This window comes from Spongiimicrobium sp. 3-5 (genome assembly GCF_046557915.1).
GTDB lineage: Bacteria > Bacteroidota > Bacteroidia > Flavobacteriales > Flavobacteriaceae > JBHEBG01.
Genome location: NZ_JBHEBG010000001.1, coordinates 1,241,413 through 1,254,161, shown reverse-complemented (window position 1 = coordinate 1,254,161; position 12,749 = coordinate 1,241,413). Strand labels below are relative to the sequence as shown.

At 38.3% G+C, this 12,749-nt stretch carries 11 protein-coding genes and 1 pseudogene; 3 read left to right on the top strand and 9 right to left on the bottom strand.

The genetic code is table 11. The annotated features are described in order from the left end of the window. Positions 1-734 (bottom strand): annotated as a pseudogene (locus ACEQ81_RS05480) (hypothetical protein); the annotation flags it as partial. Between the two features lie 997 nt (positions 735-1,731). Further along, positions 1,732-2,631, bottom strand: a complete 900-nt coding sequence (locus ACEQ81_RS05475) for a LytR/AlgR family response regulator transcription factor (protein ID WP_411029840.1) — start codon at positions 2,629-2,631, stop codon at positions 1,732-1,734. A 207-nt stretch (positions 2,632-2,838) separates the two neighbouring features. On the opposite strand from ACEQ81_RS05475, the gene ACEQ81_RS05470 reads away from it, so the two are divergent. Continuing rightward, a complete protein-coding gene (locus ACEQ81_RS05470; protein WP_411029839.1) occupies positions 2,839-3,015 on the top strand; it encodes a hypothetical protein in 177 nt (58 codons plus the stop codon). A 157-nt stretch (positions 3,016-3,172) separates the two neighbouring features. Here the strand turns inward: ACEQ81_RS05470 and ACEQ81_RS05465 are convergent, their stop codons facing one another. Continuing rightward, positions 3,173-4,066 (bottom strand): LytR/AlgR family response regulator transcription factor, encoded by an 894-nt coding sequence (locus ACEQ81_RS05465; RefSeq protein WP_411029838.1) that lies wholly within the window; start codon positions 4,064-4,066, stop codon positions 3,173-3,175. A 488-nt stretch (positions 4,067-4,554) separates the two neighbouring features. Between ACEQ81_RS05465 and ACEQ81_RS05460 the strand changes: the two genes are divergently transcribed. Continuing rightward, a complete protein-coding gene (locus ACEQ81_RS05460) occupies positions 4,555-4,695 on the top strand; it encodes a hypothetical protein (RefSeq protein WP_411029837.1) in 141 nt (46 codons plus the stop codon). A 112-nt stretch (positions 4,696-4,807) separates the two neighbouring features. Here the strand turns inward: ACEQ81_RS05460 and ACEQ81_RS05455 are convergent, their stop codons facing one another. From ACEQ81_RS05455 to ACEQ81_RS05430, 6 genes are all read right to left on the bottom strand, one after another. Beyond that, positions 4,808-5,635, bottom strand: a complete 828-nt coding sequence (locus tag ACEQ81_RS05455; RefSeq protein ID WP_411029836.1) for a mechanosensitive ion channel family protein — start codon at positions 5,633-5,635, stop codon at positions 4,808-4,810. A 27-nt stretch (positions 5,636-5,662) separates the two neighbouring features. Then, positions 5,663-5,854, bottom strand: a complete 192-nt coding sequence (locus tag ACEQ81_RS05450) for a hypothetical protein (RefSeq protein ID WP_411029835.1) — start codon at positions 5,852-5,854, stop codon at positions 5,663-5,665. Then, on the bottom strand, positions 5,855-6,463 hold the full coding sequence (locus ACEQ81_RS05445; RefSeq protein WP_411029834.1) for an RNA polymerase sigma factor: 609 nt from the start codon (positions 6,461-6,463) through the stop codon (positions 5,855-5,857). A 293-nt stretch (positions 6,464-6,756) separates the two neighbouring features. Continuing rightward, positions 6,757-7,857 (bottom strand): OmpA family protein, encoded by a 1,101-nt coding sequence (locus ACEQ81_RS05440; protein WP_411029833.1) that lies wholly within the window; start codon positions 7,855-7,857, stop codon positions 6,757-6,759. Positions 7,858-8,480: 623 nt separating this feature from the next. Continuing rightward, entirely contained in the window at positions 8,481-9,194 is a 714-nt protein-coding gene (locus tag ACEQ81_RS05435; protein WP_411029832.1) for a LytR/AlgR family response regulator transcription factor, read from the bottom strand. Further along, positions 9,191-10,282 carry a sensor histidine kinase gene (locus tag ACEQ81_RS05430; RefSeq protein WP_411029831.1) on the bottom strand — a complete coding sequence of 364 codons (1,092 nt, stop codon included), beginning with the start codon at positions 10,280-10,282 and terminating at the stop codon, positions 9,191-9,193. The genes ACEQ81_RS05435 and ACEQ81_RS05430 overlap by 4 nt, the downstream gene beginning before the upstream one ends. Positions 10,283-10,444: 162 nt before the next feature. On the opposite strand from ACEQ81_RS05430, the gene ACEQ81_RS05425 reads away from it, so the two are divergent. Then, positions 10,445-12,679 (top strand): GH92 family glycosyl hydrolase, encoded by a 2,235-nt coding sequence (locus ACEQ81_RS05425; protein WP_411029830.1) that lies wholly within the window; start codon positions 10,445-10,447, stop codon positions 12,677-12,679. The last annotated feature ends 70 nt before the right edge of the window (positions 12,680-12,749 follow it).

Genomic DNA, 12,749 nt, shown 5'->3' with positions numbered 1-12,749 from the left:
GTATTGCCGTCGCTGTCGGTAAGGATCAAATCCGTGCCGTCCTCGGTCAAGGTAACGTTGGTGGTATTGGTGTCCGCCGCAGTGCCCGCAAGATCGGCCAATGCCAGGGTCACCGTATTGCCGTCGCTGTCGGTCAGGATCAAATCCGTGCCGTCCTCGGTCAAGGTAACGTTGGTGGTATTGGTGTCCGCCGCAGTGCCCGCAAGATCGGCCAATGCCAGGGTCACCGTATTGCCGTCGCTGTCGGTAAGGATCAAATCCGTGCCGTCCTCGGTCAAGGTAACGTTGGTGGTATTGGTGTCCGCCGCTGTGCCCGCAAGATCGGCCAATGCCAGGGTCACCGTATTGCCGTCACTGTCGGTAAGCACAAGGTTGGTACCGTCCTCCGTCAAACTGACATTAGTGGTATTGGTGTCCGTACCTGCAGAGATCGCCGTCACATCATCCGGATTGGTGAAACGTTGCCATTTGGCACCGTCCCAATAATAGTATCCTTCCGTAATGTCGCCCATATTACTAGTGTTAAAAACTAGCAGACTTGTTACATTTCCATTGCTAATGGTGGTATTGTCCGTTGAACTCTGTAATGCAATCCTCGGAATTAATACACCTTTATTTGTTGATACTACATCCATTTGCGCAGAATCGTCCGGCAAAACTGTGCCTACACCCACTTGGGCGTTAGCATAATTTATAAGTAGTGTAAAAATTATTAGCGTAGTTATTCTTTTCATGTACTTCTGGTATTTAGTAATTATTTAATCTATAGTTATGGTTATTATTACTTCTCATTAATTGTAGGTCTCCAAATGAGCGGATTTAATCGACTTTGAAAAGGACCCCGTTTTAGATTAAAAAATCAGAATGATCCTACAATCCTGACAGGGTCCAAACCCAAGCATAAGTACTGTTGAACTTATTAATTTGGAACAGCTTATCTTTTTATCAATAAATCTTGAGGACAAAATTATGTTGGAACAGCCTATTTTTAAACAGATAAGGCTGTATTGGAAGATGCAATGATGAATGGGAATGTTATTTGCATTTCATCGATATTCTTAACCGATTAGCTTCTGGGTTTTTAATTAGGATGATTTTTTTGTAAGTAAGTACTTACGTATTGGTATTCAGAACTTTAAGTATTGGCCTACAATTGACATGTTCGACGAAGAAAAAGGTGAATGAGTACTGTTGGTCTTACCGATTCCCCAAACTCTAGCAATTATTGATACCGTATGTTGAGAATGTTTAGGTTACTACCTACCAGGTATTAAACAAATGACGATGTTCCTATCTTTTGCTGGCAACGGTAAATCAATGCACAGATTATCAATTTAAAAGATTTCACCCCAGATACATATGAATACGGCCATTAGATTGAAAATACACAAACCGGTGTTTTTTTATGAAAGGGCTTAAAAGTTTGAAAACCAATCGCGCAGCACATAAAACCATCTGTTATTACTAACCTATATTTTTAATCTTGCCGAGATGGTCGACCAATCCTCCCAAGCTATGTATATCGGGTATTTTGAAAACATTTGTACGCAGTACATCTCGGCGTTGGCGCAAGGAGTGCAAGACAAATATATCTTTACCAAAACTGATTTGATTTTAAATGAAGTGAAGCGATAATGGTAAGGGTAACACAAGAAAACTTTAGGCCATCTGGGTTAGATAACCATGTGTAAAAATGTTGCCGATTAAATTAAGGGAAGTAAAAAAAGTTACTTATTGTTTGACACTTTCCTGTGCCAAAAAGTTCTTCTTGAGGTCGAGGAACTTAGTTCTAGAAATGGGAATCTTGTACCCAGCACTAAGTACGGCATAGGCTACACGGGAGTTACCCCTAATCTCATTAATATTGTCCTTATTAATTATGAACCCTTTGTGACATCTGAAGAATTCCTTATAGTCCACAAATTCGGTCTCAATTTCTTTTAGGGTCTTTTTAATTGTTTTGGTCCGAATATCGTTGTTATCCTTAAAATAGGCCTGGATGTGATTTCCATCGGACTCGAAAAACAGTATGGAGGATACTTTTAGGGCAATGATTTCCTCGTTAATATTATTACCACTTACCACGACTTTCTTCTCTAACTTGGTATTTATCCTTTCGCTATTGTTACTTATTTGATCTCTGATATGTGCCAAATTATCTAAAAGTTTTAGAACTACGTAAATAAGCGCACCCAACACAAAAGAATAATAAAGACTTGTCTTTAGCACACTTTGTGTAAGTTCAAAATGACCAAAGCTATTGCACATTAAGTATGTATACAAATAGGCCAAACCACTGGCAAGAAGCAACACGCCCACAAAGAAGAGGGCTTCTACTTTGTAGGTCCACCTTCTTTTGAAACTGGACAAATATCCCTGTAAAAGTGCAAAGATCAAAAGGTACAAACTAACAGGTATGGTTGCGTACACGAAGGATATTCCTATTTTCCAAGAAAGTGGAAACACCTCCAGATTAAGGGGATCCAGGAAGTAAAGCGAAAAGAAGACTATAGCAAAGCATAATGCCGCGGACCTTTTCGGTCTTCCATAGATGAAGTCGACATATGACCGTTTATTGAGCACTTCAATAAAGCTCTTCATACCTTCATATATGAGGGTCTTAATATACATAAGCCTCATTGTTTAAATTAAGATTGAATTATGTGATCTAAAAGAGGTCCTGTTAATCCTAAATGAATCTCTTAAGAGAGAAATTTTTTTTGCGAATACGGTTTAACAGGACCGAATCAAACTAAACCAATAGAATTACAAATTACCCACATCACGAGTAACCATAATACAATGTTATCTCAAAAATTCGCTACAAAAAAGCCAATTATGCGATTGGGAATATATGGGGATAAATGGGAAGATATGACAGCGATTAATTGTTTTAATTACCTACAATCCCCGAATCTACTGACTTTGAGAGGTAAGAACATTATTAAAACAGTGGTAATAAACCTTCCCATTGATCATTTATTGACTATAAACTCTGTTTTAGATGTTACTTAAAGGAAAATATGGCCTCATTGCCATTTATAGTCGGAAAAACTGATGAACTCCAAAATGTTAGCACCAATTTTTGGTCATAAACTTGGCGGCGGACATTTTTAATTATGTGAAGTGTTGTTTTTTTTGTCTTTTTTCCTTGTTGTACTTCTTGGAGCATCTAGGCCGAAAGAAAAATCTTTTTAAGCCTAGTGAGTTTAGATCGGGAAACTGGTATTACAATATTTTGATCTATAATTGCCAACGAACTTCTAGTATTTCCACGGATTTCCTTAAGTCGTTTAAGATTGATGATAAAGGAGCGATGACATCTGAAATAATTGTACGCTTCCAAACTAAACTCCTTCTCCATATCTTTTAATGTTCTCCGTATTGAAACTTGATTTATTTTTTCATCTTCATCGACATATGAAACAATTACATTATTACTATCTGCCTCAAAATATAGAATGTCCATCGCATAACACGATAGTACAATATTGTTTTTATACTCTCCGTTTATTACAATTTTTTCTTCTTTAAAATTCTCGGCTTTTGGTGATGTCCCATTATCAACAACAATACTGTAATGGGTTATAACATCCATCAGCTTAAGAATCATGAATATCACAACCCCTATCGCATGACTCGCAAAAAAACAACGCAGTACGAAGTCGGCGGGTAACACCAAGGGCGCAGGCATAAAAGCGTATGAGATAAACAAAGTGTCCCAATAAACCAAAAGAGTGGCGGATAGTAATATCCCCTCATAATACAAAGCTTCTAAGAAGAATGTCAGTTTATTTGGTGGCAGCCATTTTTGTATCAGCTTTAAATAGAGATTTGCAAAAATAAAGTACAACAAGGGGGGTATTGTACTGTAGATCGCGGTCATAATAAGGACCTGCTTGGTCCAGAACGAATCCAAGCCGAAGGGTTTTAAGAAAAATATCAAAAAAAAACAAACCGCGTAGAGCAAAGGATATATCTCTATCCTGTTACTTGCAATGTAGCCTATCCTAGAGGGTTTGGAAAGGAAGTCCAAAAAAAACTTTACCGGGTTAGCTATTTTCATAAACCAATTAACCTTAATACCAACCCATATACCCTCACAATACATGACAGTCTGTAGTTAGCAGTTAACATGCTATAGCAGTATTAATTTTTTGATTTGTATTTCCGGAGATTGGGGCTTTTCTCTTGTTAAGAACAAGCAACAAGATATAAAATTCTTCGCTTAATCACTTCCATCTTCACTATTAAATTAAGGGCTGTTGGTGTCCGCTAATCTTCACGGCCTATACGTTTAATACCCTTACACTTCTCAAGAAAAATTTACCTTTTTGCTTTTAACAAAGATAATACCCAATCCCCAAGGTTTATCTGCTAAATACGTGATATCTGAATAAGATAATTCCCATTCGTACCTACATTTTCCCTTTCGTCCTAAAAACAAAAACGTGTCGAATTTTCCTATAAATTTAAAAAACCCAAAACAGCTACTTGCTTAAATCCCCAATGAAGAGCATAAGGAAATGTAATTTTCGTTAACACCTTGAACACATGGAAAATTTAGATCAGAAAAAAGTTTTAGAAGAAGAAGGAATCAGCGGTACATTTGGATTGACCAATGCGCTAATAATCGCTATTATCGCAAACGTATGCGCCACATTTTTTGCAGTACTGGCCGTATTTTGGGGCTAACGCTCCAGAATTGGTATCAAATTTTGCCCTACTACTACACAAAAAATTACTTAAAAAATACACTCGTCTACGCAAAGTAACCCCGGAATAATGGCAACATTTAATGTTGCCATTATTTTATTTCTACCCTGTTATCTGCAATCTCCTTAATAGGGATAACAATTTTTCCTTTTTTGGTCTTTATCGTCAATGAAATATTATCAATGGCAACTATGGCCCCTTCAATATCTTGTACTTTGATTATGTCTCCAACCGCATAATTTTTACGTACATAAAATGTCTTCAACACATTGCCGATTACTTCCTTGGAGCCTAGACCAAAAGCTAGTGCAAAAGCCAAAAGAAATGCTCCCAATACTAGCGTGAAATTATTAGTTATTATGGTAGTATCCACACCCGCTTGGTTCAACGATGTGATAAGTACAAAAATACCTAGGATATAGTAAACAATATTGCTTAAAAGCTTGGCACCATTGAATTCCAAAGTTTCAAAAATACTTGCCAAAGTATTCTTAACAAGCTCCGCCGCATACATCCCTATCATAAATATAGAAATGGCACTCAGAAATACAGGCGCATAACGTAACAATTTGGCAATCTCCTCAGATATTACGTTTAGCCCAACCACATCGGCAGCTACTATAATAAACAACAAAAATAGGATGGCTTTCACAAAGACCAATAATATTTTTTCTATATTGATCTTTACCTTGCTTCCCTCACCAAATAATCCGGTAGCATTTATTCTTTCCGAAATTTTACCTACCCGGGCTACTCTTAGAATTCTTCTTAAAACCAGTAAAACCACCTTGGTGATAATCCAACCTAAAATCAATATGGCCAGGGCGCCGATTATTTTTGGCAATACGGATGCCATATTTTTTAACATGGAGGAAAGTGTCTCCAAGGTAAGGGTTTTCCATTCAGTTATTGTTTCCATAATACAGTAGTTGATTGTTATTTAGCTCTAGAATATTTTTGGGTCGGTTTTGAACATTCCGGACAGTGCATGCCTATAGTTGCTTGTAAACAAAGAGGCCATGTCCATTACAAGTTTGGCGGTAGCTACATCGTTCATTACCCTTTTCTTCATATGTGGAGGAACATCCAATAAGGACAGTTCCAGTTCTTTAAAAGGATTTTGTTTCTGTTCAGCCATCTAGGGTAAGTTGTTATAAGTTTGTATAATCCGGGTTTTGGCCCTCTTTAATCGCATTTTTACTGCGCTCTCTCCCAGATCTAACAGATTGGTCAGTTCTTTTATGGATACATCGTCCTGGTACTTTAACAATAACAAACTTTTATCTTCTGGCTCTATTCTATTCAATGCCTTTCTGAGTTTGTCCGACCTCATTTTGAACAAATTTTCATCTTTCACTTCTACCAAAAGCGCAGTATCGTTATCATCTATGGATCCGGCATAATCACTAATTTTTCGTTCTTTATTTCGATTCACGTAATTGACACAAAAATTGTACGTAAAAGAGTATAACCAGCTCGAAAACTTTGATCTTCCCTTAAAGCTTGCCAACTTTATAAAGAGCATTAAGAATACATCTTGGGTAAGATCTTCAGCTTCGTTTCTAGACCTGGCAAAATCACTGCATTTATTGAAAACCACTTTGGCATACCTATCATACAGCTCTCCGAACAAGAAGGAATCTCTACTTTTCACAATTTTTTGCACAAGTTCCTCATCCGTTAACGTTCGGAAATCACCTTCCTTTTCCAACTTTGAATTGGACCGACTGTTTACTAAATGAGACACGGCTTTTCTTAAAAAGTCACTTTTTACGTCTAATTAATTCTGTACAGGGGAAAAATGTCAATCGGGATGATAACTAAATAAAAAGCCCTAACTCACAATCAAGTTAGGGTTCTCGAATAAAAAAAGGTGGGATAATACTTTCAAATTTAACACTTTACTGTTAAATATCAGGCATTTATCCTCTAAAAAAATAGGTTGGGCGTTCATCGGAACAATGAATACACCCAACTTTTTACCCAATCAAAAGCAAAGACTTTCCTTAGCGTGGGACTAGAAAAAGTCTTTACCATGTTTTAGTTGATTAGGCGGAACTCGGTTCTTCTGTTAACGGCATGTTCCCTTTCTGTACAGGAAACACCTTCTTGACATCTGTTTTTGACCCGAGACTCACCATATCCGTTGGCCACCAATAAACTGGGGTTTACACCCTGGCCAATTAAATAATCCGCTACTGCCTTTGCCCTTCGCTCCGACAGATCTTTGTTGGAAGCAATGGTTCCCCTCACATCCGTGTGTGAAGCTATTTCCAATTTTGCCCCTGCATTTTGTCTCAAAACAGGAATCAATCGAGAGTCTATTATTTGTTTGGCCTTTGCCGTTAAAGTAGCGCTGTTTAAATTCCAGTTGATAGGTAATACTTGGTACTCCACCAACTTACATTCTACCTCTTTCCAAGTGGTAAGTCCGCCTTTTTCTTTTAGCACTTCTTTTGTTATTGTTTTGGTAACCGCGGGTATTACTTCTTCTACGGTATAGGCATCTTTATCCAAAACTGTTTTTTTGATTTCCTTATATTCCGCTGGTATTATCACCTCTAAAACTTTTGCAGGTGATAAAAGTACCGTCTTTTTGTAGCTAGAACTTTTAGACCCCAAGGGTGTTTTTAACGTTGAGGCGTCTTTTACCATGGTTTGTTTGTCAACCGTAGCATATTCGGCCGGATAGCCTTTGTAGCACCAATACCTACAATCTTCTGGATCGCCGGAGGCGCAATCCGGTGCAGCTCCGCCTAGTTCCCATTGTGCAAATGCCGGTTTAATTTCCAAGGTTTCAGAATCTGGCCTAAAGGCGGCGGGTATCACTTTTAAGGTATTGCCCCCTTCTTTGGACACATAGGTAACCGTTTCCGTACCCCATTTTGCGGGCACTACGGTTAATTTCTTCCCTTCTTCTTTTACTACAACCCGTTCCGTTATGGTCTTAAACGTTGCCGGTATGGTTTTAAGCACCTTGTAAGCTGGTTTTATGGTAACCGTAGTAGTTTCGTTTACGTAGACATCCGGTGTAGTGCATCGCACGTAACATTTACCTGCCTCGGGGTTAGTAGGCAAATCTTGTGCGGAAGCGCTGGTTACAGCTGCCAAGGCACAAAAAAATAGCATTTTTCTAGTCATGATTTCATGGTTTAATATTCACTAATTGTTATAAATAGGTTTTTCATAGAGTAAGACACATTAATTGAAAATAAGTCACTTATTTTGCCAACTATTTTTACTCTTTTCTTGGTATCCAATAAATTTTAGCTGTTTTAAAAAAGAAAAGGGCCCTTGGAACAGGGCCCTGAATCAACCAATCCAATCAAAAACTGAGATTTCTCTCCAACTATAAAACTCCAAACCAATTACAGTTACAAGTATCTTTCAGAGGTATTGCCAAAAAATACAAAGGCTATGTTTTTGTCGTTTTGGTTGATGCGGACAAGAAGAGGATAGTGTTTAGATAGCATTGTCCGCGATTGTTTCATTTATGGCATTGTTTTAAAATATTGTTGTTCGTTTTTTGATTTTGTAAAAAGGGATTTCAAAATTATCTTGCGACTTTTCATTCTTACTAAGCCCTCTTACTTCTTAAGACACAGCTTTTTTAAAAAAGTCACATTTAAGGACAATTTATTTTTTTGAAGCAGGCGAAACTGCATCGATTATCCACAAACAAACCCATAGGGAAAGGGTTTTTTGTATACTATAAATTCTTCGAAAAAATGGGAAAGCACTGAAATTTTGAATTCGCCTAAAAACTATTTGTTGTCTTTTAGAATGCGCTGTTTGGCATCATTGAGGTGATTTCTGCCAATAGTATATCTAACACCATCTATTTCTATACTGTTGCCCTCTACCACCTGCACTTTGTCCACGGCAATGGTATAGGAGCGGTGAATCCTAAGAAACCTATCCTCTGGTAGTTCTTCGGTAAAACTTGTAAGCGTTTGATGTACAATATACTTGGCCGATGATGTTTTAATTCTGATATAGTCCTTCAAACTCTCGATTACTAGAATTTCATCCAAATATATTTTTTGCAGTTTCTTTTTATCAACTTTAACAAAAATACTTGGTTTCTCTTGCTTACTATGGCCGTCATCGTTAGCGGCTAGTTTTTTAAGATTTAATATCCTGTTCACGGACCTTAGGAACCTTGGAAAAGGGATAGGTTTAACCAGATAATCTATAGCCTCTAGTTCAAAACTCTTTACCGCATGCTCTTCATGAGCGGTAGTAATTACAACGAAAGGCTTAGATGGTAGGCTCTCCAAAAATTCGAGCCCGCCAAGTACGGGCATATTTATATCCAAAAAGATGATGTCTACCTTATTATCCTGTAAAAAAGATGAGGCGTGTACCGCATTGGAAAATGTTTTGACCAACCGTAGTTCATTTATCTGTTCTACATAGTTTTTCACCACATTTATTGCAAGGGGCTCGTCATCAACAATCATAACATCCAACGTCATTCTACTTTTAGTTTAAGGTTTACATTAAATCTATCGTCATCCTCAAAAATGGCAAGATCATAATCATCTGAGGAGTAACCAAGCTCTAACCGTTTTCTTACGTTAGACAGGCCTATTCCCCCAGAAACTTTTTCGGACCTCACCATCAAATGGTTTTTTGGAATAGTGTTCGATATTTTAAAATCCATAATCCCATCGTCTACAATTACGTTAACATCGATCTTCATTTCACCGATATTTTTGTTCGCTCCATGTTTAAAACAATTTTCTACCAGTGGTATCAAGAGCATAGGGGCAATTGATCCGTTTTCCAAATTCCCTGAAATATCCATATTTACCTCCAAGGAATCATCGAACCTAATTTTCTCCAATTCAATATAATTCTGGATACAGTGAATTTCGCTGGTAAGATTTTGTTTTGGCCTACGGGTAGCGTAGAGCAAGTATCGCATTAGTTCGGATAACTTTAATACTACTTCCGGGGCCTTATCGGATTTTTCCAAGGTAAGCGAATAAATATTGTTAAGGGTATTGAAGAAAAAGTGCGGGGAAACCTGCGACCTAAGAAACTTTAGCTCTGTAATAAGTTGGCGTTTCTCCAAATCGTGAAGCTTACTGTTCTCTCTAAGCCAATCAATAGTAACTTTTATCGCAGTTACGAAAGACATTACATAAAGCTCTCCCAACATCATCTGCACGGCATAATTAAGGGTAATTCCGTCTATTAACTCCGGTCCTTCGGGCCAAACGTCCGTACTTACCAAATAATAGGTTAAGTAAAAGCGCAATACAAGTGCCACCACAAGACAGGCCATTACACAAAGCGTATAGGTAAGATATTTTTTGGTGTAAACAAACTTTGGCATTAAATAGTAAATGTTGAAATACGCCAAAGAAATGTGAATGGAAAAACTAAGGATGTTGGTTTTTAGAGAATACTCGTAGTCATCAAAATAGCTTCCCCATCTTAGCGTGTTGAATATGAAGTAAACGATCCAAAAAATGATATGATGTCTATAGTTTACAACATACCTCTTCACGGGTCCGCTGGCCAAAAATTGCTCTATCTTATTGTTTGTTTTACCCAAATCCGTTTGTTTTATACAATTTCACGGGCGTTTGCCGTAGATGCTTCGTCATCTGTCTAAAATATTACAAATAACATCTTTAATTGCAAAACTTGTAAATATCTATTTAACGTCCTAAATCTATTTTAATTTAAAGCATTATACTAATATCTTATCAAAGAAATGAAAAATTATATCTTTTATACCGTTTTATTTTTTTTGACTTTGCTCCAATCTTGTAAGGAAGAAACACCAAAATTAACCGAAACAATGCTGATAGATTATGTGGACCCTTTCATAGGTACCGGAGGTCATGGACATACTTTCCCCGGGGCAACAGCTCCGTTCGGAATGGTTCAACCAAGTCCGGACAACGGAACCGCAGGATGGGATTGGTGCTCTGGTTACCATATTACCGATTCCATAATTTCGGGTTTTGGCCAATTGCACTTAAGCGGTACTGGCATAGGCGATTTATCGGACGTTCTGCTAATGCCTACCAACAAAGTGGTAGATTTATCACGCTTTGGCAAAACACGCGATAGTTTGCCGTATACCTCTAAATTTTCCCATGAAAATGAAAGTGCCAAACCGGGATCTTACAGTGTTTTCTTAGATGACCCCAAAGTAACGGTTTCATTAACGGCCAATGATTATGTGGCCTTCCATAAATACGATTTTAAAGAAAAAAGCGCGCCTTCGTTTATTTTGGACCTAGGGTACGCCGTTAATTGGGATGCTCCTTTAGAAAGTTATATAGAAGTGCAAAACCCTAAACTAATAACCGGGCATCGGTTTAGTAAGGGCTGGGCAAAAAACCAGAAGGTATTCTTTGCCATTGAAGTTTCGGACAGCATTACCAAATTTACTTTGGGCAACGATCTAGGGCCAAACGAAAAATCTTCCTCCCATGGTATTAAGGCATCTGGGCAGTTCTTTTTTGATACGTTAAATTCTGATGCTATTGGGATAAAAGTGGCACTGTCATCCGTAAGTGTATCAAACGCACAAGAAAACTTAAAAGCCTATGGCAGCGACCTCACTTTTGAGACGGTAAAGAAGGAAACGGAGCGTACATGGAACGAGTTGTTATCCAATATACAGGTAGAAACACCAGTAGATTCCCTAAAAACTATTTTTTATACTGCTTTGTATCATACCCAACTTGCTCCGGTATTGTTCAGTGATACCAATGGACAATTTCGTCTGCAAAATGATGAAATCGCCAAATCTGACGGATGGAAAGCGTACTCTACACTATCATTATGGGACATCTTTAGGGCAGAGACACCACTTTTAAGTATTATGAACCCCGAGCTAATAAATCAAATGATACAATCCATGTTGGTTTATTACGACGAACATGGGGCTCTTCCAGTTTGGGTGTTGCACGGAAATGAAACGGGTACTATGCCCGGTTACCATTCCATCTCCGTTATTGCCGAAGCCTATTTAAAAGGTATTCGCGATTATGACATTGACAAAGCCTATGACGCCATGAAAAAAACCCTTATGGGAGACGAAAGAGGGCTTAATTTCTACAAGGAGTTTGGTTATATACCGTATGATAAAATGGACCAGTCCGTGTCTATAAGCTTAGAGTATGCCTATAACGACTGGTGTATAGCGCAAATGGCAAAAGACTTAAAAAAGGAAGAAGATTTTAATTATTTCAGCGCTAGATCTAAAGCTTACCAGAATTTCTTCGACAAGAATTCAGGGTTTTTACGGGGAAAATCCGCGGATGGCACAAAATTTCACCTCCCATTTGATCCTAAAGCGGCCAACCATATAGATGATACGGACTATACCGAAGGCAACGCCTGGCAGCATAGTTGGTACGTTCTGCACGACGTCGCCGGACTAATAGACCTACATGGAGGCAATGCACCCTTTACAAAAATGCTGGAGGAGCTTTTTACCGAGAGTTCGGAGCTTAAGGGGCATAATGTTTCCCCAGATATTTCTGGCCTTATTGGACAATATGCCCATGGTAATGAGCCCAGCCACCATATTGTCTACATGTTCAACAAGGCAGATACTCCTTGGAGGGCACAATATTGGGCCAGGGAAATTTTAAATACCCAATATAGTACGCAATACGATGGTCTTAGCGGCAATGAGGATTGCGGCCAAATGTCGGCATGGTACATATTTAGTTCCCTAGGTCTATACCCAATGAACCCTGCATCGGGAGAATATGAATTGGGCAGCCCCATATTTACCAAAGCGACTATAAAGCTGCCAGACAATAAAACTTTTACCATAAACGCACCTAATACCTCCTTCGAAAACAAATATGTTACAGCGGTAACATTAAACGGTAAAGCACTACAACGCACTTATATTACCCATGAAGAAATCATGGCCGGGGGCACCTTAATGTTTGAAATGTCGGCAACACCAAATAAACATTGATATTGCCATGTTTATTACCCTTAACCTACAACGATGTAGTTCTTAATATTTTTAGTACCTTTTGGGAACC

What these genes read in the sequence shown, in the direction of transcription:
- ACEQ81_RS05470 (WP_411029839.1), top strand. Translation starts at nt 2,839, where the DNA reads ATGCGATTGGGAATATATGGGGATAAATGGGAAGATATGACAGCGATT.
- ACEQ81_RS05465 (WP_411029838.1), bottom strand. Translation starts at nt 4,066, where the DNA reads ATGAAAATAGCTAACCCGGTAAAGTTTTTTTTGGACTTCCTTTCCAAA.
- ACEQ81_RS05475 (WP_411029840.1), bottom strand. Translation starts at nt 2,631, where the DNA reads ATGTATATTAAGACCCTCATATATGAAGGTATGAAGAGCTTTATTGAA.
- ACEQ81_RS05455 (WP_411029836.1), bottom strand. Translation starts at nt 5,635, where the DNA reads ATGGAAACAATAACTGAATGGAAAACCCTTACCTTGGAGACACTTTCC.
- ACEQ81_RS05440 (WP_411029833.1), bottom strand. Translation starts at nt 7,857, where the DNA reads ATGACTAGAAAAATGCTATTTTTTTGTGCCTTGGCAGCTGTAACCAGC.
- ACEQ81_RS05435 (WP_411029832.1), bottom strand. Translation starts at nt 9,194, where the DNA reads ATGACGTTGGATGTTATGATTGTTGATGACGAGCCCCTTGCAATAAAT.
- ACEQ81_RS05425 (WP_411029830.1), top strand. Translation starts at nt 10,445, where the DNA reads ATGAAAAATTATATCTTTTATACCGTTTTATTTTTTTTGACTTTGCTC.
- ACEQ81_RS05460 (WP_411029837.1), top strand. Translation starts at nt 4,555, where the DNA reads ATGGAAAATTTAGATCAGAAAAAAGTTTTAGAAGAAGAAGGAATCAGC.
- ACEQ81_RS05450 (WP_411029835.1), bottom strand. Translation starts at nt 5,854, where the DNA reads ATGGCTGAACAGAAACAAAATCCTTTTAAAGAACTGGAACTGTCCTTA.